Origin of the sequence: Arthrobacter sp. MAHUQ-56, assembly GCF_019710585.1 — a bacterium.
Classification (GTDB): domain Bacteria; phylum Actinomycetota; class Actinomycetes; order Actinomycetales; family Micrococcaceae; genus Arthrobacter.
This window is the reverse complement of the sequence record NZ_JAIFZQ010000010.1, coordinates 50,841-75,553: the sequence shown is the minus strand read 5'-3', so window position 1 is coordinate 75,553 and position 24,713 is coordinate 50,841. Positions and strand designations below refer to the sequence as shown.

Here is a 24,713-nt window from a genome sequence, read left to right as displayed (position 1 = left end):
ATGTGGCCGGTACCTGCGGGTACCGGCCACACGCCTTTAAACCGTTCTTGAGGTTCCTGGGCGGGACTGCGCCGGTGGCTTACCTGCCCTGGACGGACATGGCGATCACCGTCACGGCGTGTTCGACGGCGTACACGGGGTCGCGGGAGAGCCCCTTCACCTGCGCGTCGGCTTCGGCCGTGGCCTGGATGGCGCGTACCAGGCCTTCGGGCGTCCAGCGGCGGACGTCCCGCTGGGCCTGCTCCACCAGCCAGGGCTGCATCCCGAGGTCCGCCGCGATCTGGGCGGAGGAACCGGATGCCCCGGCCACCCTTGCCACGGTCCGCAGCTTTGCCGCGAGGGCAGCCACCAGGGGGACCGGGTCTGCTCCTGTGGCGAGGGCGTGCCGAAGGGTGGACAACGCCAGAGGCGCGTTTCCCGCCATCGCCGCATCGGCCACCTTGAAGGCTGTGGCTTCGATCCGTCCCCCGTAGTACCGGTCCACCACTTCGGCAGTGACGGTGCTTCCGGCGTCCGCGATCAGTTGGCTGCAGGCGGCAGCGAGTTCCGAAAGATCGGCCCCTACTGCGTTGACCAGCGCCTGGACGGCGTCCTGGTTGATGCGCCGGCCCTCGGCCTTGAATTCTGCCATCACGAAGGCGGCTTTGTCGGAATCCTTCTTCAAGGGCTGGCAGTCGACCACCGGCCAACCGCCCTTCCTGATGGCGTCGAGGAGCTTCTTGCCCCGTGCTCCCCCGGCATGGCGGAGCACCACCACTGCGTCCGGCTCGGGATGCTGCAGGTAGTCCAGGGCATCGGCCAGGAAGGCATCGTTCATGCCTTCCACGGCCTCGATTTCGATCAGCTTGCTCTCGCCGAAAAGCGATGGGCTGACCCGCATGGCCAACGCTCCGGGTTCATACGCCGCGGCGTTGATCCGGCTGAGCTCCACGTCAGGCGCCGTTGTCCGGACCTGGGCCCGGACTTTGTCCATGGCGCGAATCCCCAGGTAGTCTTCCGGGCCGCTGACGAGCACCACGGCTGCGGGGACTACATCGCGCCAGGAGGCGGTATTCGACGCCGGGGCGCGGGTTGCCCGCTTTTGCGCGGCGGCCATCGCAGGGTCCTTTCGGAAGATTTAGTGGAGTATCCCAGCCTGCCATGTCCCGGGCCGCCGTCCAAGCTGCCGGGGCTGCCGGGGTCACGGATGCTGGCAAGCCGGTCCTCCAGCAGCCCGATCCCCGCCTCGATCCATGCGTGGACAGCAAGGACCCGGGCGAGCGACCGGCGCGGCCGGGTGGCCGCCCAGAGTGCGGCAAACGTCAAGAGCGACAGGAGTGCCATGGAGAGCAGCCCTGGAACTCCTTCCGGCCATGGCAGCGACGAACCCGGCAGTTGTGCCGCAGCCCTGGCAGTGGCGGCTACCCCCGCGCTGAAAGTCCCCGCCACGGCTATCAGTGCGGCGGCCAGCCAGGGCAGCAGGACCACCAACGGAACTGCCGCAGTTCCGAGCAGGGTTACCGGCGCCACCAACGGCGAAGCCACCACATTGGCCAGGAGGGCATACGTGGCAAATTGCGGTTGCAGGAGGACGATGACCGGGCCGCAGAGCAGCTGGGCCGAGAGCGGCACCGCAAGCGCGGCCGCCGCCCACCGCGGAACCACCCCGGGAATCCAGGCGATGATCCGCCGCCCCAGGACGATGATCCCCAGCGTGGCCAGCACGGACAGCAGGAATCCGAAGCTGGCGCCGAGCGCGGGATCGGCCAGCAGGAGCCCAATGACCGCAAGGCACAGGAAGCTCAGGCCCCGCCCGGACCGGCCACCAGCCAGCGCGGCAACCGCAATGGCCCCCATCAGGGCGGCGCGCAGGACACTTGCGTCCGGACCTACCAGCACCACGAACAGCCCAAGCCCGCCGAGGGCAGCGGCGGCCGCCGGGGCGCGGGGCAACCGGCACCTCCGGCACGCGAGCAGCAATGCGCCCAGGACCAGGGAACAGTTGGCGCCGCTGACGGCCGTCAGATGCGTCATGCCTACAAGCTTCATGGCACTTTCCAGCCCCTCGTCCAGCGCACTGGTGTCGCCGGTGACCATTCCGGGCAGAAGCCCCCGGGCGTCCGGGCCGAGGAAGGCTGCGGCGGCTACGAATCGCGCCCGCAGGTCGCTGGCGGCACCGTCGAGCCACGAACCGCCGCTGGCCTTGCCGGGTGCCGACGAGGCGGCAAGGGTCCCGGCTTCCGGGCTCCCGTGCCCGGCGTGGTGCAGCTTACCGGTGGCACGCAGGGTTTGCCCTGGCAGCACAGCGCCCCAGCCGCGGCCGCCCATGACCAGCAGCTGCGCCCGCGTGCGCACGAGCACGCCGCCAGTGGCCACTTCGCGGGTCCAGACCGGGACCGCCCACCGCTGGGCTGTACCACCGGGCCCGGGTAGAGCGCGCGGGCTGCCTGCCACTTCGACGACGGCAACGGCTGACTTGCCGGACGCTACTGCTTCGGCGAGGGGCCCATCCGACCTTTGGCTGGAGGCTGTTGCAGAATGGGCGGCGGCGGCAGCGGCCAGCGCGAGGGAGACGCCCACGGCCGCGGAAAAGCTTCGGCGCCGAATCCGCCGGCTTCCGGGCTGTGTTCCGGGGGCGACGGCGGGACGCGCCCTTCGTTTCCATCTGTCTTTCGCGGCGACAGCCAGGAAGAGGCCGCCGAGGGCTGCCAGTATGCAGCACAGGGCGGCCAGGTCCTTGGGCGGCAGCCAAAGACCTGCCACGGAGGCACTCCACACCAGCACGGCCGGCAGGGCGAGCCGCAGGTCGGTGCGGCGCCGCGGACCGGGTTCAGTGGCTTCCTGCGCTTTGCCGCCCTCGGCGATCCGCTCCCGGATCTGTTCCTTGACCCGCGCCCGGTATCCCTGCACTACCTGTCGGGGGCGTGTAGACAGGCCGAACATTCGTGGGGGCCCCGCCGCAGGTGCAGGAGACGGAGCTCCGGGAGATGCCGGCGTTCCTGAGGAAGCTGCTGTCCCGGACGAAGCCGGTTTTCCTGTGGCTTGCGGAGCCTTGGACCCTGCGCCCCCACCCCGGACGGCGGACTCAATGTACCGGCCCCACGGGCTGTTATGGCCCTTGGGGGTGTTGGGTTTGGAACCCAGGATGGACCTCGCCTGCCCGCCATCCCTGCCCCTCCTGCCCGGTTGCGTTGCCACGGTGGCCGCCTTAGACCGTGACCAGCGGCAGTAACGCCTCAAGCATTTTGGGCCCCACGCCATCCACTGCATCGAGCTCTTCGACGGTTTTGAACGCGCCGTGCTCCTTGCGCCAGTCAACGATCCGCTGGGCCAGCACAGGGCCGACTTTTGGCAGCGTGTCCAACTCGGAGGCGTCCGCGGTATTGAGGTTGATCTTTCCGCCCGCAGCGCCTGCTGGTCCCCCGGAGGAACCTGAGCCACCCGCCGCTGAGGCACCCGCCCCGGAGGGATCCGCCGCCGCGGGGTCCCCTTGCTGCGGGACATGGATCTTCTGGCCGTCCTCCACCACGAGCGCAAGGTTGAGCCGGTTCACGTCCGCGTCCGGCGTGGCACCACCGGCGGCCGCGATGGCGTCGTTGATGCGGCTGCCCTGCTGCAACCGGATGACACCGGGCTTGGCCACGGCTCCGGCCACGTGGACCACGACCAGTGCAGCCGGCGTGGGCTGCCCGGGACCAGGATCAGTGGAAGGTCCGCCGGTGCCGTCCCCGGGTGCGACGCCTCCGGGCGGGCCGCTGCTGTTTTCCGGACTGACGCTGCCCAAGGGCAGGACTTTCGGGTCAGCCGCGCCGGCCTGCCACCAGAACCAGGCGCCAGCCGCCACCGCCAGGGCAGCCAGAAGCATGGCAGCCCGGAACCCCACCCGCCACCTCAGCGCAGGCGACCCACCCGATCCGCCTGCGGAGCCGGCACCGGTACCTGCTCCGTCCGGTTCCACGCCTCCCCCGTATTCGAAACCGCCAAGGGCCAGTCCCTCCTCCGGCGCTCCGGCAGTGGACTCCCCCAGTGCCGCCTGAAGCCGCTCCCTCGCAGGCCGCGCCTGGCGACCTGCTGCTCGAGCATCCCGGCGTGACATGGCTCCACCGTAGGGAGACCCGAGGTCATCAGGGAGACCCCGGAGTCCCTATGTGGAAAAGCGCGAGCCCCGCGGCCCACGTCCCGGCTGCTGCCGCCCATCTCCCTGGCGGGTCAGGCCTGCCGCTGGGCGGCAGGATCGACGTGATGGCAGGTGCTACTGCTTCTTCGTCTCCTCGACAAACTGCTGCGCGATCTGCGACATCAGGTTCAGCGCCTCTTCCTCAGTTATCGCCGCCCCTGTGTTCGATCCCATGTCGAGGGACACCGTTCCGGCCAGGACGCGGAGCCCGACCCCAACACCATTTCCGTCAAAGGATTCCTTGGTCACGTAGGCCTTGTCCCCGATGTCCGGCCCAGGGAGGAGCTGGATCGTGAACGTCCGGGGCCCGTTGGCTGAGGGGATTGCCTGGTCAAACGTGGCGCAGCGAACCATCAGCTCCTGGCTGTAGTCAAAATCGGCTTTGACGAGCGCCTCCCTGGGAGCGTTTCGCGCATCGAAGAGGATCATGCCGACTCCGTGTTCGCCCAGGTTGGAAATCTCGGCCAGCGCGAAGCCCATGGAGGGATCCAATAACGCCTCGTGCTGCCACGACCTGTGGAATACATTGCACTCAGCCGGTTCGGTGGGGCCCAGTATGGACGAAGGTGAAGCAGACGCTGGCGGCTGGGTCATTAGGGTATAAGACTTCCGGGCCATGGCGGTGTCCCCGACGCTTCCTCCGTGCGGTTCCAGCACTCTGCTGCTGAGAGCCATGAGCTCTTGGTCGGTGAGGACCTTCTGCGGCGTGGCGGTGGCCTCAGCTGACGGCGAGGTGGTGCCGCTGGCAGGTACGGGCGGGCTGGAATCGGTGCGTGACGCGGTGCCGCCCGGCGTCCCGGATCCGCACGCCGTGAGGATCAGCAGTCCCGCGGCCAACAACACGGCTCTGTCAAAAATGCCGGCACGCGTGGGCTTCCGCACGGCTCTCCCGGCTTGTCGATGCATCTGGATCCTCATCCGTTATGTGGGCCTTCCACGGCTTTTTGGGACGGGACAGGCTGGCTCAGAAGTTAATCCCCCTGACCAGGGTGATGAACTGGTCTTTCGTCTGCTCTTCCGTGGGCCCGCTAGGCGAGATCAGGATCTGCGCGGTGAAGATGGCCATGTTCTGTCCGCGGGCGACCATCAGCGACATGATCGTGACCGGTACATCGCTCGGGGGCCGCAGGGCTTTTGGTCCCCCAGGGTCTGACCGGACAACGAGGATGGCTTTGTCGCCAACACCTTCAATGCTTTCGCCGTCCGGCGGCAGGCCCCTTGAGAGCAGGGAAGCCCCGCCCTCATGGAACTCGATGGAGAACATCAGTGAGTCCGGTCCAGGCGTGCCCGGCGCGCCGAAGTGGTAACGGCAGTTGCCCTCACCCGGGAGGACCTGCGCCTGGGTTGTGGTGCCAAAGGCCTGCCGGAGCGCATCGGCACTGACCAGGGCACAGACGGGGCTGTTCGTAGAAGTCTTCGGACCGACAGGGGGCGCAGGCGGAACACGAAGTTCAGCCCCGTTGCCCCACCCGCCCTCCACAAGCGCCTGCGCAAGTGCCCGCGCCGTAGCGTCACCGTCAGGCACCGGGATTGCCGGGGACATGGGCGGCATGGCCACAACGCGCAGGTCGAGGGACTCGTTGCCCCGGACAGCCGTGAGCACCGTGTTTGCTGACGCCCCTCCGGCTTCTCCTTGGAACCATCCCGTCCACTGCATGCAGGCGAAGTCACCGAGGCCCTCCACGACAGAGCAGTCCGGTGTCTTTTTCGTTTCGTCGATCTCCGCCGCCGACGCGGGCGAGGTCAAGGAGACGCTGAGCGCAAGTACCTTGTCGGCCTTGCTCATGTAGCTGCACAAATACGCCGGGCTTCCCGGCGGCTTTCCACCCGTACCCATTTGAGCCAAGCCAGGATCAATTCTTGCAGCGATTTCCGGCGTGATCAGGTCACAGGCCGGACTGCCGGACCCGGCTGAGGCAGTTTGCTTTGGTCTGTTCGAGGAAGACTGCCCCGCTTCGGCGGAGGGCGGCCGTGTTGGTGACGAGGGCGCACCGCCTTGCCCGCAACCCCCGAGTAGAAGGGCAAGCGCTGCGCAAAGCACGAGACCTCGCCGAGGTGCGGGATTCCGGTCAGCGCACATTGCTTTCGCCTCGATTCGCTCAAAGCCGCCAACTACCCGACGGTACCGATGCGCTGATGCTATGGGCGTGGAGGATGCGTCAGAAGAGGCTAAGGACCCACGGAAAAGAAAACGACGTCAACTGCTGAAAACACCGCGAACGGCAACCTAAACACCGCCACCAAGGGGCGGCACCAAGCGAATGGCGAAAGCCTTAGCTGGAAAGGCCGGCGGCGTCCCAGGCAGGATCAGGGTGTTTACCCACGATGACGGCCAGGACTCCCAGCCCGGCATGGGCGGCCAGCACCGCGGGAAGGGAGCTGATCTGGGCGGGAGGGCAGTCAGGTAGAGCTGCCGCCAGCCTGGCGGCAAGGCCTTCCGCTTCGGCGCTGTTGCCGAAGTGGTGGACAGCCAGGCGCACGGACTGGCCTGGGAGCGGGGCAGCCTCCGCGGCGACGATCTCCTCAAGGCGCGCAACCGCCTTGGCTGCGGAACGCACCTTTTCCAGCGGAACTATCCGGCCGCCGTCGACCGCCAGCAGTGGCTTGATGGCAAGCATGGTGCCCAGCAGCGAGGCTGCCGCTCCGATCCGTCCGCCGCGGCGCAGCTGCTCCAGGCTGGGAACGTAGAAGTAGACCCTGGTCTGTGCTGCCTGGGCCCGGGCCGCAGCAGCAACCGTGGCAGCGTCGGCGCCGGCAAGGGCAGCCGACACGGCAGCCTGGACGGCCATGCCCTGTGCCATGCCTACGGTCTGGGAATCGACGACTTCCACCGGGATCCCGACTTTTGCGGCCCCAAGGCGTGCGGCGTCCGCCGTTCCGGACAGCCCGGAAGAGATATGCACCGATACGACAGCTTCGAAGCCCCGCCGTTCGGCGGCCCGGTACGCCTGCTCGAACTGTCCGGGCGACGGCCGGGACGTTTTCACCGCGGTCCCGGCGGCGAGAGCTACGGCGATGGTGTCCAGGATGTCGTCCTCACCCTCGCCGTAAATTTCCGATCCCACCATGACGGGCATGGGTACCACGGACAGCACGCCGTCGCCGGCAAGCCCGGCCAGCCATTCCGCCGGCAGGGCAGCCGCGGAGTCGGTCACCACGGCCGTGCGTACCTGGACCGGGGCGCGGGAGGTTTGCCGCAACGCGGCCACCCGTGCCCGGAACCACGCCCAGGCTGCGGCATTACTGTCTGGCAAAAGGGGCCTCCCGGATGTGGAGACCGGCCACCGGAGCAGGTCCGGTGGCCGGTGATTCCTTACTGCGAACCGGCTGCTAGGCCGGGACGATGTTCACCAGCTTAGGGGCCCGCACGATGACAGTCCGGATGCCGCGGCCGTCCAGGGCACGCTGCACGTTTTCTGAGGCCAGGGCCAGTTCGCGCAGCTCGTCCTCGGATACCTGCGGGGATACCTCCAGCCGGTCGCGGACCTTGCCCTGGACCTGGACCACGGCGGTGACCGTGTCCTGGACCAGCAGGGCCGGATCGTGCGCGGGCCAGCCCGCGTTGGCCACCGAGGCGGGGTGGCCCAGGATGCTCCACATGTCCTCGGCGGTGTAGGGCGCGAACAGGCTCAGGATGACGGCGACGGCCTCAACGGCTTCGCGGACGGCAGGGTCCGCCCCGCCGGCACCGGAGTCGATGGCCTTGCGGGTGGCGTTGACCAGCTCCATCAGCTTGGCCACCACCACGTTGAACTTGTTGGCGTCCAGGAGTTCGGCGGCATCGGCAATGGTGCGGTGCGTCACCGAGCGCAGGGCGCGGTCACCGGCAGCGAAGTCCGCCCCGGGGCCGCTGCTGACGTCCTGCGCCAGGCGCCAGGCGCGGGCCAGGAACTTGGCGGAGCCGGACGGGGAAACGTCGGCCCAGTCGACGTCGTCCTCGGGCGGGGAGGCGAAGATCATGGTCAGGCGGACGGCGTCCACACCGTACTTGTCCAGTTGTTCGCCGAGGTCCACGCCGTTGCCCAGCGACTTGCTCATGGCCTTGCCGCCGTTGAGCACCTGGCCCTGGTTCAGGAGGGCGCTGAACGGCTCGTTGGCCTCGATCATGCCGAGGTCGTTGATGACCTTTGTGAAGAACCGCGCGTAGAGCAGGTGCAGGATGGCGTGCTCTACACCGCCGACGTACTGGCCCACCGGCATCCAGTCGTTGATCTTCTGCGGATCGAAGGGGCCCTCGGTGTACTGGGGCGAGACGAAGCGCAGGAAGTACCAGGAGGAGTCCACGAAGGTGTCCATCGTGTCCGTATCCCGCTTTGCGGGGCCATGGCAGGAGGGGCACTCAACGTTGACCCAGGACTCCGCGGCTGCAAGCGGCGAGGTTCCCTTGGGCGCCAGGTCTTCGCCGCGCAGGTCCGACGGCAGCGTCACGGGAAGCTGCTCGTCGGGCACGGGCACTTCGCCGCAGGCGGGGCAGTGGATGATGGGGATCGGGGTGCCCCAGAAACGCTGGCGGCTCAGCAGCCAGTCCCGCAGCCGGAAGTTCACGAACTTCTCGCCGGTTCCCTGCCGCTCGAGCATCGCGATGGCGGCGGGGATCGCCTCAGCCTTGGGCAGGCCGTCCAGCTCGCCCGAGTTGATCAGGGTGCCCTCCCCCGCTGTCGCCGTGCCGGAGACTGCGGGGTCCTCTTCGCCGGTGTCCAGGACGGCGCGTACCGGCAGGTCGAACGTGCGGGCGAAGTCCAGGTCGCGCTGGTCGTGGGCGGGCACGGCCATGATGGCGCCCGTGCCGTAGTCCGCGAGCACGTAGTCGGCAGCCCAGACCGGCAGCTTCTCGCCGTTCAGCGGGTTGATGGCGTAGCGGCCGGTGAAGACACCGGTCTTTTCCCGCTCCGTGGACTGGCGCTCGATTTCCGACAGCGCCTTGACCTGCTCGCGGTACGCGTCCAGGGCTGCGGCGTGCTCATCGGTGACGAGTTCGACGGCGAGCGGCGCGTCGGCAGCCACCACGAAGAACGTGGCCCCGTACAGGGTGTCCGGGCGGGTGGTGAAGACCGTGACGTCCTTGGCGGGCTTCCCGCCGTCGGCCTCTACGACAAAGTTGACGTGGGCACCCTCTGAGCGGCCGATCCAGTTCTTCTGCATGGCCAGGACGCGTTCGGGCCAGTGGCCGCGCAGCTGCTCCATGTCGTCCAGCAGCCGGTCGGCGTAGTCGGTGATCTTGAAGTACCACTGGTTCAGCGACTTCTTGGTGACGGTGGTTCCACAGCGCTCGCAGGCACCGTTGACGACCTGCTCGTTGGCGAGCACCGTCTGGTCCTTGGGGCACCAGTTGACCGGGGAGTTCTTCCGGTAAGCCAAGCCCCGCTCGTAGAAGCGCTTGAACAGCCACTGCGTCCAGCGGTAGTACTCGGGGTCGGAGGTGTGCAGCCGGCGGGACCAGTCAGCCGAAATGGCGTACCGCTTGAAGGAGGCAGCCTGGGTGTCGATGTTGGCGTAGGTCCACTCGCTGGGGTGGGCGTTGCGCTTGATGGCTGCGTTTTCCGCGGGCAGGCCGAAGGAGTCCCAGCCGATGGGGTGCAGCACGTCGTACCCCTTTTGGCGCAGGTAGCGTGCCACCACATCGCCCATGGCGAACGCCTCGGCGTGGCCCATGTGCAGGTCGCCGGACGGGTACGGGAACATGTCGAGCACATAGCGGCGTTCCCGGGAGCCGTCGTCCACCGGCGTGAAGACCTTGAGGTCCTCCCACACCTGCGGCCATTTGGCTTCCATCGCGGCGAAACTGTAGGTGCCCTCTTCAGGCACTTCCGCCGACACTGTTGTTGCTGTTCCGGTCTCTGTCTCCGGCTGAACGCCCACTGCTGCCCTCTTCTGTTCTGTTACGGCATCTGTGCTGCCATAACGGCCTGATCCTCCTGCTGCGGGCCCGGCGGCATACCCCGGACACACAAAAGCCCCTCGCCATGGAGGGGCTGCCGCTCAGCTATCCGTAATCTCGGACGCCGGGCGGCTAGCTAAGCAGAAGGATCGCACGCATAAATCTACTTTAGCGCACCTGCACACCCCCTCAGCGTAAGTCGCAAACGAGCGGCTGAGGTGGCATGACGGTTACGTTGATGGCAGCCGCACCTCGCCCGGGTGTGGTGGGCACCGCGAAGCGGGCGGGGCAGGTGCGGCTGCCATCAACGATGGGTCACGCTACCGAACGTCCTCGTCGACCCAATCCATGGACTTGGTGACCGCCTTCTTCCAGAGCCGCAGCTGGCGGTCCTGTTCGGCCTGGTCCATCTGGGGTTCCCAGCGCTTGTCCTCGGACCAGTTGGCCGAGCACTCGCCCAGGTCCTTCCAGAAACCGACGGCGAGGCCTGCAGCGTAGGCGGCGCCCAGGGCCGTGGTTTCGATGACCTTCGGGCGGATCACCGGGACCCCGAGGATGTCCGCCTGGAACTGCATCAAGGCGTCGTTGGCGACCATGCCGCCGTCGACCTTCAGTTCGGTGAGCGGGACGCCGGAGTCCGCGTTGACGGCATCAAGCACCTCGCGGGTCTGGAAGGCGGTGGCTTCCAGCGCGGCCCGGGCGATGTGGTTCTTGTTGACGAAGCGGGTCAGGCCCACGATGGCACCGCGCGCGTCGGAGCGCCAGTAGGGGGCGAAGAGGCCGGAGAACGCCGGGACGATGTAGACGCCGCCGTTGTCCTTGACCGAGGCCGCCAGGGTCTCCACCTCCGGGGCGCTGCTGATCATGCCCAGGTTGTCACGCAGCCACTGGACGAGCGAGCCGGTGACGGCGATGGAGCCTTCCAGGGCGTAGTGGGGCTTGGCGTCGCCCAGCTTGTAGCCCACCGTGGTCAGCAGCCCGTTCTTCGAGTGGACGATCTCCTCACCGGTGTTGAAGATCAGGAAGCAGCCGGTGCCGTAGGTGTTCTTGGCCTCGCCCGCGTCGAAGGCGGCCTGGCCGAACGTGGCCGCCTGCTGGTCGCCCAGGATGCCCGCCACAGGCGTTTCCCGGAGCAGCTGCGAGCTGTGGACGGTGCCGTACACCTCGGAGGAGGACTTGATCTCCGGCATCATGCTGCGCGGCACGCCGAAGATGCCCAGGATCTCCTCGTCCCACTGCAGCGTGTCAAGGTCCATGAACAGGGTCCTGGAAGCGTTGGTGACGTCGGTGACGTGGACACCGCCGTCCACGCCGCCGGTCAGGTTCCACAGGACCCAGGCATCGGTGTTGCCGAAGACCAGGTCGCCTGCTTCTGCCTTCTCGCGCGCGCCGTCCACGTTGTCCAGGATCCATTTGATCTTGGTGCCGGAGAAGTAGGTCGCCAGCGGCAGGCCCACTTTTTGCTTGAAGCGGTCAGCGCCGCCGTCCTTTGACAGCTCGTCCACGATGTCCTGCGTCCGGGTGTCCTGCCAGACAATCGCGTTGTACACCGGCTTGCCAGTGGTCTTGTCCCACACCACGGCAGTTTCGCGCTGGTTGGTAATGCCGACGGCGGCAATGTCGTGCCGTGTCAGGTTTGCCTTCGACAGGGCCGAGCCGATGACCTCGCGGGTGTTGTTCCAGATCTCCGACGCGTCGTGTTCCACCCAGCCCGCCTGGGGGAAGATCTGCTCGTGTTCCATTTGGCCGGAGGAGACAATGGCGCCGCTGTGGTCGAAGATGATGGCGCGGGTGCTGGTGGTGCCCTGGTCGATGGCGATTACGTACTGGTTCATGATGACGTCCTTGTCTTGGTTGTTTGTCTGGTTGTGGTTCAGGCGGCTGCGGTGACGATGATCGGTGCGATCCTGGCAACAAGGCCGCCCAAGGCTCCGCCGACAAGCGGGCCGACCACCGGGATCCAGGAGTAGGCCCAGTCACTGGAGCCCTTGCCTTTGATGGGAAGTACTGCGTGGGCGATGCGCGGTCCGAGGTCACGGGCGGGGTTGATGGCGTAACCGGTGGGTCCGCCCAGCGAGACGCCAATGCCCACGACGAGCAGCGCTACCGCCAGCGGGCCGAGGCCCGAGGGGGTGCCGCCGAAAGTAAGGATGACGAAAACGAGGACGAAAGTGCCGATGATCTCGGTGATGAGGTTCCATGGGGTGGAGCGGATGGCGGGGCCGGTGGAGAAGGTTCCGAGTTTGCCGGCGGGTTCCGGTTCGTCATCGAAGTGCTGCTTGTACGCCAGCCAGCAGACGACCGCGCCGAGGAAGGCCCCCAGCAGTTCGCCGCCGAAGTAGGTCACGGTTGATGCGAAATCCACGGCGACGCCCGGGGCGTATTCGGGCTTGCCGTTGATCAGCAGGCCGAGGGTGACGGCGGGGTTCAGGTGTGCGCCCGACTTGGCGGCGACGAAGACACCCGCGAAGACGGCGATTCCCCACCCCCATGTGACCATCAGGAACCCACCGCTGTTGCCTTTTGTCCCCCTCAAGGCCACATTGGCAACGACGCCGCAACCCAGGAGGGTCAGCATGGCCGTGCCAAAGACTTCGGAGAGGAAGACTATTCCTAGAGACATCTTTGACTCCTTCTTTGTTTAGTTGTCGGTCCTCCGCGGGTGAAGGACCGTTGGCCGGGGACGCTGGTGCGCCCCGGCCCGCTGCCCGGCCTTAAGCGACCAGGCTGTGCGTTTCCACGCGGTGGAAACGCTGCAGCACGTCCTGGGCGTGCTTGATCTCAGCAGCGCGTGCTGCGGCGTCCCATTTGAGCGGGACGGACAGCACTTCTGCTACTTCGTTCAGGAGTTCGCCGGTGACGAGCCCCCGGAAGGCCAGGGAGGTGCGCCGGATGAACACATCCACCAGGTGCCCTACCTGTTCGTTCGCCGCCATGAACTCCAGTTCACGGACACTGAGTTCCCGGGTGGACCGCAGTGCCTGGTCGGGTTCGGCGTCGAGGTAGGCGATGACGTCTTCGGCCCTGGTTCCGTAGCGGGTGAGCAGCCCGGCGGTGCGGTCCGCGTCGCGCCCGTCAGCCATGTGCGCCTTGATCCATTTCTGTTCCGCCGCCTCGTCGGCCGGGAAGCCGGCGCCGCCGCCGATGGGGAGCTGGGCAGTGGACACCTTCCGCTGGACGCCGAGTTCTGCCAGGACTTCGTTGGTCAGGTGCTCGGCCAGCGCGCGGAAGGTGGTCCATTTGCCGCCCACGAGGCTCAGGACGACGGCGCCGCTTCCGTCGGGTGCCGGGCCCCGGCGTTCGATGCGGTAGTCGCGGGAGACGAAGCCGGGCTGGGTGGCGTCATGCCGGGGCAGGGGCCGGACACCGGAGAACGTGTAGACGATCTGGTCCCGGTCCACCGCGATGTTCGGGAACACGTGGCCGATCAGGTCAAAGAAGTAGTCGATCTCCTCGTCAGTGCAGACAGCATCGTGCCTCATGTCTGCGTCCACATCGGTGGTCCCCACCAGGACCCGGTCACCCATGGGGTAGATCAGGACGATGCGGCCGTCCGTGTGCTCGAAGAAGATCTCCCGCCCCCGGCAAGCTGCCAGGAGGCCGGGGTGGTCCAGCACGATGTGGGAACCCTTGGTGCCGCCCATGAAGGAGGAGGCAGCCCCCATGGCCTCATTCGTCAGATCCACCCATGCTCCGGTGGTGTTAACGATGATGTCGGCCGTGAAGTCGAATTCCCCGCCCGTCAGTTCGTCCCGGAGCCGAACGGTGCCGCCACGCCCCGTGCCCGCGTTGGGCTGCGGCGTCAAGGACTGCAGCGAGAGGTAGTTGCTCGCCCGGGCTGTGCTGGCCTGGCCCAGGCCTGCTGCCTCTGCCCGGCCTGCTTTTTCCCCGTCCTGCAGGACGTCGAGGGTCAGGCGCTCCGGGTTGTGGACGGATGCATCGAAGTAGGTGGCCGTGTATTTGACGTCGGGGCGCAGGGCGGGCAGTTCCTGGAGCGCGCGCTTGTGGGTCCGGAACTGGTGCCGGGGAACGGTCCCGCCGTCCCTGGAGAACGCGTCGTACAGGCTGAGCCCGACTTTGATGAGGAACGCGCCACGCTCCTTGGGCTTGCCCTGCTGCTTGTGGGTGAGGAACCGCAGCGGCGCGGACAGGATTCCCGAGAACGTGCTGAAGATGGGAATGGTGGTCTGCAGGGGTTTGACGTAGTGCGGGGCGATGCGCAGCAGGCGGTTGCGCTCCACCACGGACTCGCGGACCAGCCGGAACTCGCCGTTTTCCAGGTAGCGGATGCCGCCGTGGATCATGTGGGAGGAAGCGCCGCTTGCTCCCTGGCAGTAGTCACCGCGCTCCACCAGCGCAACGTCGACGCCCTGCAGTGCGAGGTCCCGGAAGGTGCCTACTCCGTTGATGCCGCCGCCGACCACCAGCACCTTCGCGTGCGGGCGGCGGCGCAGGTTATGGACTGAAGAACGTTCGGTTCCGGATTCCGGCGCAGTGGTGGACGGTTGGACAGTTGGATCCTTGGGTCCCAAAACAACTCCCTTGGGGCTTTGTGTGATGCGGCCCGCCTGTAGGGCGCACCGCCGTTCTGCTCTATTGTTTGGAGTAATGGAAAATGGAGTCAAGCACTATGCACAAACGTGCAGGAAGGAATGATGATGGCACTTTCCCGGGACGCTGATGCGCTCCGAGCTGCACAGATGTATTACCTGCAGGACCTCACCATGGACGCCATCGCCCGCGAGCTGCGTACGTCCCGCTCCACCGTTTCGCGGCTGCTGTCCTCTGCGCGCGAGTCGGGCCTGGTGCAGATCCAGATCCGCAACCCGCTCGATACGGGGCCCGAACTGGAGGGGATGATCCGCCGCCGCTACAACGTGGATGTCCACGTTGTCCCGGTGATCGGCACGCTTAATGAAGCCGAGACTTTGGACCGCGTGGCAATGCAGGCGGCGCGGACCATCGGGCCGATCGTGGACTCAAGCGCCATCATCGGCGTCGCGTGGGGCTCCACCCTCAGCGCTGTCAGCCGGCACCTCACCAGGAAGATCACCCATGACAGCGTGATCGTCCAGCTGAATGGTGCAGGGAACATGCACACCACCGGCATCACCTACGCGAGCGACATCATGCGGCGGTTCGGAAACGCGTACGGGGCGCGGGTGGAACAGTTCCCGGTTCCGGCATTCTTCGACCATGCAGCCACCAAGACCGCCATGTGGAATGAACGCAGTGTGCAGCGGGTCCTCGAACTGCAGGCAAAGATGAGCATCGCCATCTTCGGCGTTGGCTCGGTGCACGCGGACTTTCCGAGCCACGTCTACGCCGGCGGCTACCTCGACGAGGAGGACCTGAACGCGCTGGCAAACTCGGATGTCGTGGGCGACGTCGCCACCGTGTTTTTCCGGGGTGACGGGTCCTCCGACGGCATTGTCCTGAACGAGAGGTCCACGGGCCCGGCGCTTTCCCAGCTCCGCCAGGTGCGGCGCAGGATCTGCGTCGTCTCGGGGGTTTCCAAGATCAACGGCCTGCGGGGTGCACTGGCGGCCCGGCTCGCCACAGACCTGATCGTGGACGAGGCCACCGCGCGGCGCCTGGTGGATTACGAAGGACTCACCAGCTGAAGTAGGTAGAGTCGTTCCCATGAGAACCTCTCCCCGGCTCAGCCTGAACAACGGCGTGCTGATCGACCAGCTCGGGTTCGGGCTGTACAAAGTGCCGCCCGCCGATGCCGAAGGGCTCGTGGCCACGGCCCTCGCCGCCGGCTACCGCCATTTCGACACCGCCGCCATGTACGGCAACGAAACCGGCGTGGCACGCGGCATCAGCTCCCAGCTCGGCGACGGTACCGGCAGCGGCGGGTCCGGGGAACTCTTTCCCCCGCTGTCCCGGGAAGACGTGTTCATCACCACCAAGGTGTGGAACGACCACCACGGCTATGACGCCACCCTCCGGGCGTTCGATGACTCCATGGTCAACCTCGGCCTGGACTATGTGGACATGTACCTGATCCATTGGCCCTGCCCGCGGCGGGGCCTGTTTCCGGAAACCTACCGGGCCCTGGAAACGCTTTACCGGGAAGGCAGGGTCCGCGCCATCGGTGTCAGCAACTTCCAGCCGGCCCACCTGGACCGGTTGCTGCAAAGCGCTGAAGTGGTCCCGGCCGTCAACCAGATCGAGCTCCACCCGTGGCTGCAGCAGGAGGAACTGCGGCGCAAGCATTCAGAGCTGGGAATCCGCACGGAAGCATGGAGCCCGCTGGGCCGCGGCGAGGTCCTGGCCGACCCCGTGATCCAGGCCTGCGCCGGCGAGCACCGCAGGACCCCCGCCCAGGTCATCCTGCGCTGGCACATGCAGCTGGGAAACATCGCCATTCCCAAGGCAAGCGCCGAGGCCCGGATCCGGGAGAACCTCGATGTCTTCGGCTTCCAGCTTTCCGACCGTGACATGGCAGCCATCAATGCCCTGGACCGCGGACACCGCACCGGGTCCCACCCGGACAACGTCAACTAGGCGGGGCAGTGAACACCTCGAAGCAGACCGGCCCTGCCGCGCCCGCCTACTTGAGCGCCCACCTCGATGCGCGCACCTACGCGTCCGAGGTAACCCTCGGCGGGGGCACCGTTGCCTACTGGACGTACGAACCGCTGGAGACCACGCCCCAGACCCGCACCATCCTGGTGGTCCACGGCTTCCGCGGCGACCACCACGGGCTCCTGCGCGTGGCCGACCACCTGCCCGAGATGCGGATCATCATGCCCGACCTTCCCGGTTTCGGCAGTTCGGATGCGTTTGGCCAGGACCAGCACTCGGTGGAGCGGTACGGCCAGTTCGTTGCGGACTTCATGGCAGCCCTGGACCTCGGGCCGGACACCGTGCTGCTCGGGCATTCGTTCGGCTCCATCGTGGCCGCGCACTTCGTGGCCAGCCATCCGGCAGCCGTGCATCCGCTCATCCTGGTCAACCCCATCGCTGCCCCGGCGCTCGAGGGGCCGAAGGGGGTAATGACGCGCCTGGCAGTGCTCTATTACCGGCTCGCCGCGCGCCTCCCCCGCGGGCTTGGCCTGGCGCTGCTGCGCAACCGGGTGATCGTCCGCGTCATGAGCGAAACCATGGCCAAGACGCGCGACCGCGGCCTCCGCGGCTTCATCCACGGCCAGCACCATGCCTACTTCAGTTCCTTCGCCGACCGCGACAGCCTGCTGGAGTCGTTCACCGCGTCAGTCAGCCACCACGTGGCTGAGGTGGCCGGGGAACTGAAGCTTCCGGTGCTGCTGATCGCCGGGGAAAAGGACGAGATCGCCACCCTCCCCGACCAGCACCGCCTCGCGGCGCTCCTGCCGGACGGCAACCTGAAGGTGATCCCCGGCGTCGGGCACCTCATCCACTACGAAACGCCGGAACCGGCCGCCGGCCACATCCGCAGCTTCCTGAAGGACCACCCCGCGTGAAGATCGTCATCGATGCACGTTTCACCCGCACCGACCACCATGACGGCATCAGCCGCTACGGCGCCAGCCTCATCGCCGCGGCGGCGAAGATTGCCGATGTCTCCATGCTGGTCTCGGACGAGCGGCAGCTCGCCCTGCTGCCGGACGTGCCGTACACGCTGATCAGCAGCCCGCTTTCGCCACGCGAGCTGTTCGTGGCCCGCAAGGTCAACGCGCTGAAGCCGGATGTGGTGGTGTGCCCGATGCAAACCATGGGCACCTGGGGCCGGAAGTACGGGCTGGTGCTGACGCTGCACGACCTCATCTACTACGAGCACCCCGCTCCCCCGGGCTTCCTGCCGGCACCGGTCCGAGTGTTGTGGCGGCTTTACCACAAAGCGTTCTGGCCGCAGCGGCTGCTCCTGAACCGTGCCGATACCGTGGCCACCATCAGCCGCACCACCGAAGCGCTGATCGCCAAATACCGCCTGACCCGGCGTCCCGTGCGCATTATCGCCAACGCCCCCCAGCCTGCGCAGGAGCCGCGGCGGCCGGAAGCCGGCGCGGACAAGACGATTGTCTACATGGGCTCGTTCATGCCCTACAAGAACGTGGAAACCATGGTGGCCGGCATGTCCGGGCTGCCTGGCTACACCCTCCACCTCCTCAGCCGGATCACCCCGCAACGGCGGGCTGAGCTCGAAAAGATCGTCCCGGCCGGGGCTTCCGTGGTGTTCCACAACGGCGTCACCGATGAGCAGTATGACGCCCTGCTGCGACGGGCCACAGCACTTGTCAGCCTGTCACGCGCCGAGGGGTACGGCCTTCCCTTGGTGGAGGCGATGGCGCTGGGTACCCCCGTCATCGCCAGCGACATTCCGATCTTCCGCGAAGTGGGTGCGGACGCCGCAAGCTACGTTGATCCGTCATCCCCGGGGCAGTTTGCGGCTGCCGTGACTGCGCTCCAGGACGAGGCCCGGTGGCAGGACATCTCCCGCCGGTCAGTGGAGCGGGCCCGGGAGTTCAGCTGGGATGACTCCGCCCGCCAGCTGGTCGACGTCGCGCACGAAATCATGGCGAAGCGGCGGCGCTAAGGGGTTTCCCCTAGAGCACGTCCACACCGTCCAGGCGCACCTGCACCGGTTCCGTGGTGCGCTTGGCGGCCACGGCTGCCCGGGTGGCCCGCAGGATACGGACGACGGCGGCCCCTTGGCTGTAGGGGAAGAACAGCAGGGTCCGGACATCCTCAGCCTGGCGCCGCCCGGAAGGGGGCCCGGTCAGGAGCAGGGGCGCCGGGCCGGCGCTGCGCACCACAAGGCCCGCTGTTCCAAGTTCGGCTTCCACGGCACCTGTGTAGTGCTCGACGGCGGGGCGCGGCCCGGTGACGGACGCGATGCGAACTGCCGGTGGCAGCCCGAGCTCCGTCCGCAGCGCCAGTTCCCGCTCCGCGTAGCCCGCAGGGTCCCAGCGCAGCAAGGCACCCGTTGCGGCGGCGTCCGTTGCCGTGACCACTACCATGCCGCCCTCCGGGCCAGGCCGCACCAAGGCGGCGGCGTTGAACCACCGGCGCACCGTGTCTTCGGCTGCGCGCAGGGTTTCGCGGCGCAGCAGGGAGTCCCCGTCCAGCAGGAGTGCGGCCGCATAGCCGCCCTCGGCAACAGGTTCGGCACCGACCGTTGCCACCACCAGTGCCTTGCCGGATCCGACGCGGGCCTTCACTTGGTCCCCCGACGACGTGACGACAGTTGCGCCGGGGAAGGCGCGGCCGAGCTCTTCGGCCGTGCGCAGCACCCCCGTTGCTCCCTTCCGGAGCCGCTTAGCGCCGCAGTGGGTGCACCGCCAGTCGGGTGCCGGCGTGGAACACCACCGGCACTGGGGCGGAGCCGAGGTGCCGGCCAGCGCCAGGGGGCCCTGGCACGCATTGCACCGGGCGGGCTCACGGCAGGTGTCGCAGACCAGTGAAGGCGCGTAGCCGGCCCTGGCCACCTGGACCAGGACAGGGCCGCGCTCCAGCCCCTCCTTGGCAGCCTTCCAGGCCGCACCCGGCAGCCGGGCTATGGTTGCCAGCGGGTCCCGGCCCTGCTCGAAACTGTCAGCGGCGTTCACCACCCGGGGAACTGTCTTGCGCAGTCCAGGACGATCGGAGCCGATCGGGGCTGCCCAGCCTGCGTCGACCAGGCGCTGGACCTCGGTGCTGCGGGCGTGCCCTGCCAGGAGGCAGGCGGTGCCTTCCTGTTCGGCGCGCAGCAGCAGGACTTCCCGCGTGTGGGCGTACGGTGCGCGTTGCTCTATGTGGAGGTCGTCGCCGTCGTCCCAGCAGGCTACGAGCCCCAGGTCCTGCACCGGAGCGAATGCGGCTGACCGGGTGCCGATGGCCACTTTGGCGGTTCCGGACAGCAGCCGCAGGAAGTTCCGGTAGCGGGGCGTCGGCCCGTCGTCAGCGGCGAGCCTTGCCACCGCCTGCTCCGGCAGCAGCATTTTGAGTGCTTCCTCGAGCCGGTCAAGATCCCGGTAGTCCGGAACTACCAGCAGGGCGCCGCGGCCGGAAGCATGGGCAGCGGCGGCAGCTTCCGCCAGCAGCTGCGGCCAGCCGGCGGGGCCATAGCCCCGCAGGGGGTTGAGGACGGCCCGCGGCGATCCGCCGGCGGCCAGGTGCCGGAGGAAGGCAGGCCCGGCACGGTAGCCGGTCCATGCGGAATCGGCGGCGTCAACGGCACGCGGATGCCCGCCTCCGTCTGTTGCTTCCGACGCGCCGGGCGCGGCCAAAGGCATGTCCTTTTCCAGCTTCGCAACCCGCGGCGGCACGGCGAGGCGCAGGACGTCGCTGACCGTGCCGGCGTAGCGGGCCGCGACGGCCTCCGCCAGGTTGCGCACGGCGGGTGTGAGGACCGGCACCGGTGACACGACTTTCGCCAGCGGCACCAGCGCGTGGCCGGCGTCGGACTCCGCCAGCCGTTCGAGCAGGAATCCGCTGAGGTCCTGGCCGTTGAACTTGACCTTCACCCTGACGCCAGGCTGCGCGGCCTCGTCGAGGGCCGCCGGCACGGCATAGTCGAAGGGGCGGTCCAGATGGGGCAGCGACGACTCCACGAGCACACGGGCAACCGGAAGGTGCGCGGCGGCGGCAACCCCACCTGCCACCGGGCGGGCCGGGAAGCCCTGCAGCAGGGACGGCTGGACGGCGCTTTCAGCAGCCACCGTGGTTACCTCCGTTCAGCTGCGGGGCGGACACAGACAGCCAAACACCAGGCACTGACATCGCAGCTGCCGCCTTGGGAAGGAACAGGTCAGGCGTTGAAGTATGCCTTCAGGTCGTCCACCCGGTCCAGCCGCTCCCAGGTGAAGTCGGGCTCGTCCCGGCCGAAGTGGCCGTGCGCGGCCGTCTTGGCGTAAATCGGGCGCTTGAGGTCAAGGGCATCGATAATGGCCCGCGGCCGGAGGTCGAAGATTTCGGCGATGGCCGCACTGATCCGCGCCGGGTCCACCGTCTCGGTGCCGAAGGTCTCCACGTAGGTGCCGACGGGACGGGCCTGGCCGATGGCGTAGGCAATCTGGATCTCCGCGCGCTTGGCCAGCCCGGCCGCCACGACGTTCTTGGCAACCCAGCGCATGGCATAGGCGGCGGAGCGGTCCACCTTGGACGGATCCTTGCCGGAGAAGGCGCCGCCGCCGTGGCGGGCCATGCCGCCGTAGGTGTCGACGATGATCTTGCGGCCGGTCAGGCCGGCGTCCCCGACGGGTCCGCCGATAACGAACTCACCGGCAGGATTAAGGATGTTGGCGGCACGGGAGATGTCCAGGTTCGCCGCGGCGAGCACCGGCTCGATGACGACGGCGGCGAGGTCCGCACGGAGCTGCTCCAGGCTGGCACCTTCCGCATGCTGGCTGGAAATCACCACGGTCTCCACGGAGACGGGTACGTCTTTGTCGTAACCCACGGTGACCTGGGTTTTGCCGTCCGGACGCAGGTACGGGAGCTGGCCGGTCTTGCGGACATCGGTGAGGCGCTCGGAGAGCCGGTGCGCCAGCCAGATGGGGGTCGGCATGTAGGACGGGGTCTCGTCGCTGGCATAGCCGAACATAAGGCCCTGGTCGCCCGCGCCCTGGAGGTCGTAGTCGTCCTCCTGGCGGCCTTCGCGTGCTTCCAGCGAGTTGAAGACGCCGCCGGCGATGTCGTTGGACTGCTGGCCGATGGAGACGGACACACCGCAGCGGGCACCGTCGAAGCCGTTGGCTGAGGAGTCGTACCCGATCCCAAGGATGGTCTCCCGGACGATCTGCGGGATTTCGACGTAGGCGTCGGTGGTGACTTCGCCGGCCACGTGGACCAGGCCGGTGGTGGCCATGGTTTCGACGGCTACCCGGGATTCGGGGTCGGCAGCCAGCAAGGCATCCAGGATGGCGTCACTGATCTGGTCGCAGATCTTGTCCGGATGGCCTTCGGTGACCGATTCGGACGTGAACAGCCGGAGCGCGGAGGGCGTAGCCCCATGGGTCTGGGGAAGGTGCAGCGGTAAAGTCACTCAACTACCTTACTGGTTGGAGTCCGTTCACCCGTCAGGGAGAAGTCTGTAGATGTCCCCGTGCTAAGTGAACGTGGCGGGAAACACTTGGGCCGGGGGCGGAACAGGATCAGTTCACTGACAGACGGTTCAGTTCAAGGCTGATGCGGCTGATGATGGCATCGGAGACCTCAGCCTTGGTTCCCGACGCTTCCTGTGGTTCGGAGCCGGCACGCGAGAGGATGACCACGGAATTGGAGTCCTGCCCGAAGACCTTGTCCGTTCCGACGTGGTTGACCACCAGCAGGTCGCAGCCCTTGCGTTGCAGTTTGGCTTCGCCATAGGCCAGGACGTCGCCCTCGCTGTCTCCGGTCTCGGCTGCGAAGCCCACGATGAGCTGGCCGGCGGCAACGGCGGCCGGCTGGCTGTTGCGCCGTTCCACCAGCTCCTGCAGGATGTCCGGGTTCCGCACAAGGGTGATGACGGGATCGGCGGTGTCGTCCCGCTTCTTGATTTTGGTGTCCGACACGTCGGCAGGCCTGAAGTCGGCGACGGCGGCGGACATGATGAAGACGTCCGAGTCCGCGGCGGCCTCAAGCGCGGCTGCGCGAAGCTGAAGGGCGGTTTCCACCCGCACCACTTCCACGCCGGAGGGTGCGGGGACGTCCATGTGGGCTGCCAGCAGGCGGACGGTGGCGCCGGCGTTGCGCGCCGCTACAGCCAGGGCAACACCCTGCTTGCCGGAGGACCTGTTGCCGAGGAAACGGACGGGGTCCAGAGGCTCGCGGGTACCTCCGGCGCTGATGGTGACGGTGCGTCCGGCCAGCGGGAGCTGGTAATCGGTCCGGCCCTGGACCAGGGCCATGGCGGCTTCGAAGATTGCCTCGGGCTCGGGCAGCCTGCCCGGGCCGGAGTCGGCACCCGTCAGCCTGCCGGAAGCGGGTTCCAGGACTGCTGCCCCGCGGGTGCGAAGGGTTTCGACATTGGCGCGGGTGGCAGGGTGCTGCCACATTTCCGTGTGCATCGCGGGCGCGAACAGCACAGGACCATGCGCCATCAGCAGGGTGTTGGTGAGAAGGTCGGCAGCCTGTCCGGTGGCGGCCTTGGCCAGGAGGTCGGCCGTGGCCGGCGCGACCACCACCAAATCTGCCTCGTGGCCCAGGCGGACGTGGTTGACCAGGTGGACGTCGTCGAAAACGCTGTTGCTGACCGGGTTGCCGGAGAGGGCTTCCCAGGTGGCGGTGCCCACGAAGCGGGTGGACGCCTCCGTGGGGATGACCGTGACGTCATGGCCGGCTTCAGTAAAAAGCCGGAGGAGCGATGCCACCTTGTAGGCGGCGATCCCTCCCCCGACTCCGAGGACTATGCGCACGTGACCTCCGTCAACAGCGAGTCAGATAAGCGGCAGGATTACTCTGCGGCTTCGATCGGCGTGGAAACCAGCTTGCCTTCGTTGATCTCGCGCAGGGCGATCGAGAGCGACTTTTCGTTCAGCTTGGTGTCAACCAGCGGGCCGACGTATTCGAAGAGGCCCTCGTGCAGCTGGGCGTAGTAGGCGTTGATCTGACGAGCACGCTTGGCACCGAAGATCACCAGGCCGTACTTGGAGTCGGCTGCCTCGAGCAGCGAGTCGATCGGCGGGTTGATGATGCCTTCAAGGTTCGTGGACACGAATTTCTCCAAATTCCTAGCGGGCTGACGGTTCCGGCAGGTGTGGATGCGGTGTCAGCCCCATGAGTGAAACAAGCTCGTCCGCTGCCCGGCGGACGTCGTCGTTGATGACGGTGTGGTCGAACTCCGGTTCAGCAGCAAGTTCAAGTTTAGCGGTTTCCAGCCGCCGCTGCTGTTCTTCGGGTGTTTCGGTGCCCCGGCCCACCAGCCGGCGGACCATTTCGTCCCAGCTGGGAGGGGCCAGGAAGACGAACTGGGCGTCCGGGACGGCAGCCTTGACCTGGCGTGCGCCCTGCAGGTCGATTTCCAGCAGCACCGACCGGCCTTCAGCAATGGCCCGGTTCACCGTGCTCTTGAGCGTGCCGTAGGTGTTCTGCCCGTGGACGACTGCCCACTCCAGGAGCTCGCCGTCGGCGATGAGCTGCTCGAACTCCTCCCTGGACTTGAAGAAATAGTGGACTCCGTCCACCTCGCCCGGCCGGGGTGCGCGGGTGGTGGCTGAAACGGAGAGCCAGACCTCGGGGTAGTTGTCACGGATGTAGGTGGACACGGTGCCTTTGCCAACAGCCGTCGGACCTGCGAGGACTGTCAGTCCCGGTTTCTTGCTCACGTATTCCTTTGCCGGAGGTTGGGAGGGCAGGCGCCTGGCCTGCCCTAATGCTCGTCTATAAAATCTACCAGCGCCCGGCGCTGGTGGACGCCCAGGCCCCGGACCCGGCGGGAGGCGGCGATTCCGAGCTGCTGCATGATGGCCGCCGCACGGACCTTTCCGATGCCCGGGAGGGCTTCCAGCAATTCGGACACCCGCATCCGGGCCAGGGCGTCGTCCTGCAAGGCGGAGTTGATGATGTCCGCTGCGGACCTGTCGCCGTTCTTGAGGCTCTCCTTGGCTGCCGCCCGGGTGGCCCTGGCGGCAGCGGCCTTACCCAGGGCCTCCGCCCGTTCCGACGCTGATAAAGGTCGCAGGACCATCAAGGACACCCCCGGGGATCGCCGGACTTGCTCCAAGGGCGGCCGCCCTTGGACCTGTCCTGAAACTACCCTCTGGTGCTGCCCGAATCAATGGATCGGGTGAA

General features: G+C 67.3%; 20 protein-coding genes. 4 read left to right on the top strand and 16 right to left on the bottom strand.

Annotated elements, in window-relative coordinates; translation table 11 throughout:
* Positions 1-79 precede the first annotated feature (79 nt).
* From holA to K4G53_RS06945, 10 genes are all read right to left on the bottom strand, one after another.
* The gene (holA, locus tag K4G53_RS06990) at positions 80-1,096 is read right to left on the bottom strand and encodes a DNA polymerase III subunit delta (protein ID WP_221384916.1); all 1,017 of its coding nucleotides are present in this window, start codon (positions 1,094-1,096) and stop codon (positions 80-82) included.
* A complete protein-coding gene (locus tag K4G53_RS06985) occupies positions 1,030-2,889 on the bottom strand; it encodes a ComEC/Rec2 family competence protein (protein ID WP_308287844.1) in 1,860 nt (619 codons plus the stop codon). The genes holA and K4G53_RS06985 overlap by 67 nt, the downstream gene beginning before the upstream one ends.
* Positions 2,890-3,187: 298 nt before the next feature.
* Positions 3,188-4,075 (bottom strand): helix-hairpin-helix domain-containing protein, encoded by an 888-nt coding sequence (locus tag K4G53_RS06980; RefSeq protein WP_221384912.1) that lies wholly within the window; start codon positions 4,073-4,075, stop codon positions 3,188-3,190.
* A 156-nt stretch (positions 4,076-4,231) separates the two neighbouring features.
* On the bottom strand, positions 4,232-5,038 hold the full coding sequence (locus K4G53_RS06975; protein ID WP_221384910.1) for a hypothetical protein: 807 nt from the start codon (positions 5,036-5,038) through the stop codon (positions 4,232-4,234).
* Between the two features lie 82 nt (positions 5,039-5,120).
* Positions 5,121-5,942: a hypothetical protein gene (locus tag K4G53_RS06970; RefSeq protein ID WP_260323376.1), complete on the bottom strand. Its 822-nt coding sequence runs from the start codon at positions 5,940-5,942 to the stop codon at positions 5,121-5,123.
* Positions 5,943-6,429: 487 nt separating this feature from the next.
* Entirely contained in the window at positions 6,430-7,410 is a 981-nt protein-coding gene (locus tag K4G53_RS06965; protein WP_221384907.1) for a DegV family protein, read from the bottom strand.
* A gap of 76 nt (positions 7,411-7,486) precedes the next feature.
* Positions 7,487-10,015: a leucine--tRNA ligase gene (gene leuS / locus K4G53_RS06960; RefSeq protein WP_221384905.1), complete on the bottom strand. Its 2,529-nt coding sequence runs from the start codon at positions 10,013-10,015 to the stop codon at positions 7,487-7,489.
* A 339-nt stretch (positions 10,016-10,354) separates the two neighbouring features.
* Positions 10,355-11,869 carry a glycerol kinase GlpK gene (gene glpK / locus K4G53_RS06955; RefSeq protein WP_221384903.1) on the bottom strand — a complete coding sequence of 505 codons (1,515 nt, stop codon included), beginning with the start codon at positions 11,867-11,869 and terminating at the stop codon, positions 10,355-10,357.
* A gap of 38 nt (positions 11,870-11,907) precedes the next feature.
* On the bottom strand, positions 11,908-12,657 hold the full coding sequence (locus K4G53_RS06950; protein ID WP_221384901.1) for an MIP/aquaporin family protein: 750 nt from the start codon (positions 12,655-12,657) through the stop codon (positions 11,908-11,910).
* Between the two features lie 91 nt (positions 12,658-12,748).
* Positions 12,749-14,566 (bottom strand): glycerol-3-phosphate dehydrogenase/oxidase, encoded by a 1,818-nt coding sequence (locus K4G53_RS06945; protein WP_221384899.1) that lies wholly within the window; start codon positions 14,564-14,566, stop codon positions 12,749-12,751.
* A gap of 126 nt (positions 14,567-14,692) precedes the next feature.
* Between K4G53_RS06945 and K4G53_RS06940 the strand changes: the two genes are divergently transcribed.
* From K4G53_RS06940 to K4G53_RS06925, 4 genes are read left to right on the top strand one after another with little or no spacing between them, the layout of a single operon-like run.
* Entirely contained in the window at positions 14,693-15,658 is a 966-nt protein-coding gene (locus K4G53_RS06940; RefSeq protein WP_221384897.1) for a sugar-binding transcriptional regulator, read from the top strand.
* Positions 15,659-15,677: 19 nt separating this feature from the next.
* Positions 15,678-16,547, top strand: coding sequence for an aldo/keto reductase (locus K4G53_RS06935; RefSeq protein WP_221384895.1), 870 nt, complete (start codon positions 15,678-15,680; stop codon positions 16,545-16,547).
* A gap of 8 nt (positions 16,548-16,555) precedes the next feature.
* Positions 16,556-17,485, top strand: a complete 930-nt coding sequence (locus tag K4G53_RS06930) for an alpha/beta fold hydrolase (protein WP_221384893.1) — start codon at positions 16,556-16,558, stop codon at positions 17,483-17,485.
* The gene (locus K4G53_RS06925) at positions 17,482-18,558 is read left to right on the top strand and encodes a glycosyltransferase family 1 protein (RefSeq protein WP_221384892.1); all 1,077 of its coding nucleotides are present in this window, start codon (positions 17,482-17,484) and stop codon (positions 18,556-18,558) included. The genes K4G53_RS06930 and K4G53_RS06925 overlap by 4 nt, the downstream gene beginning before the upstream one ends.
* A gap of 10 nt (positions 18,559-18,568) precedes the next feature.
* Here the strand turns inward: K4G53_RS06925 and K4G53_RS06920 are convergent, their stop codons facing one another.
* The 6 genes from K4G53_RS06920 to mihF all read right to left on the bottom strand — a co-directional run bounded on the left by K4G53_RS06920 (position 18,569) and on the right by mihF (position 24,609).
* Positions 18,569-20,662: a primosomal protein N' gene (locus tag K4G53_RS06920; RefSeq protein ID WP_221384890.1), complete on the bottom strand. Its 2,094-nt coding sequence runs from the start codon at positions 20,660-20,662 to the stop codon at positions 18,569-18,571.
* Between the two features lie 89 nt (positions 20,663-20,751).
* Complete coding sequence (gene metK, locus K4G53_RS06915; RefSeq protein ID WP_221384888.1) at positions 20,752-21,987, bottom strand: methionine adenosyltransferase; 1,236 nt, start codon at positions 21,985-21,987, stop codon at positions 20,752-20,754.
* Between the two features lie 109 nt (positions 21,988-22,096).
* Entirely contained in the window at positions 22,097-23,338 is a 1,242-nt protein-coding gene (gene coaBC / locus K4G53_RS06910) for a bifunctional phosphopantothenoylcysteine decarboxylase/phosphopantothenate--cysteine ligase CoaBC (RefSeq protein ID WP_221384886.1), read from the bottom strand.
* Positions 23,339-23,376: 38 nt separating this feature from the next.
* On the bottom strand, positions 23,377-23,637 hold the full coding sequence (gene rpoZ / locus K4G53_RS06905) for a DNA-directed RNA polymerase subunit omega (protein WP_003800778.1): 261 nt from the start codon (positions 23,635-23,637) through the stop codon (positions 23,377-23,379).
* A 16-nt stretch (positions 23,638-23,653) separates the two neighbouring features.
* Complete coding sequence (gmk, locus tag K4G53_RS06900; protein ID WP_221384884.1) at positions 23,654-24,247, bottom strand: guanylate kinase; 594 nt, start codon at positions 24,245-24,247, stop codon at positions 23,654-23,656.
* A gap of 44 nt (positions 24,248-24,291) precedes the next feature.
* Complete coding sequence (gene mihF / locus K4G53_RS06895; RefSeq protein ID WP_221384882.1) at positions 24,292-24,609, bottom strand: integration host factor, actinobacterial type; 318 nt, start codon at positions 24,607-24,609, stop codon at positions 24,292-24,294.
* Between the last annotated feature and the right edge of the window lie 104 nt (positions 24,610-24,713).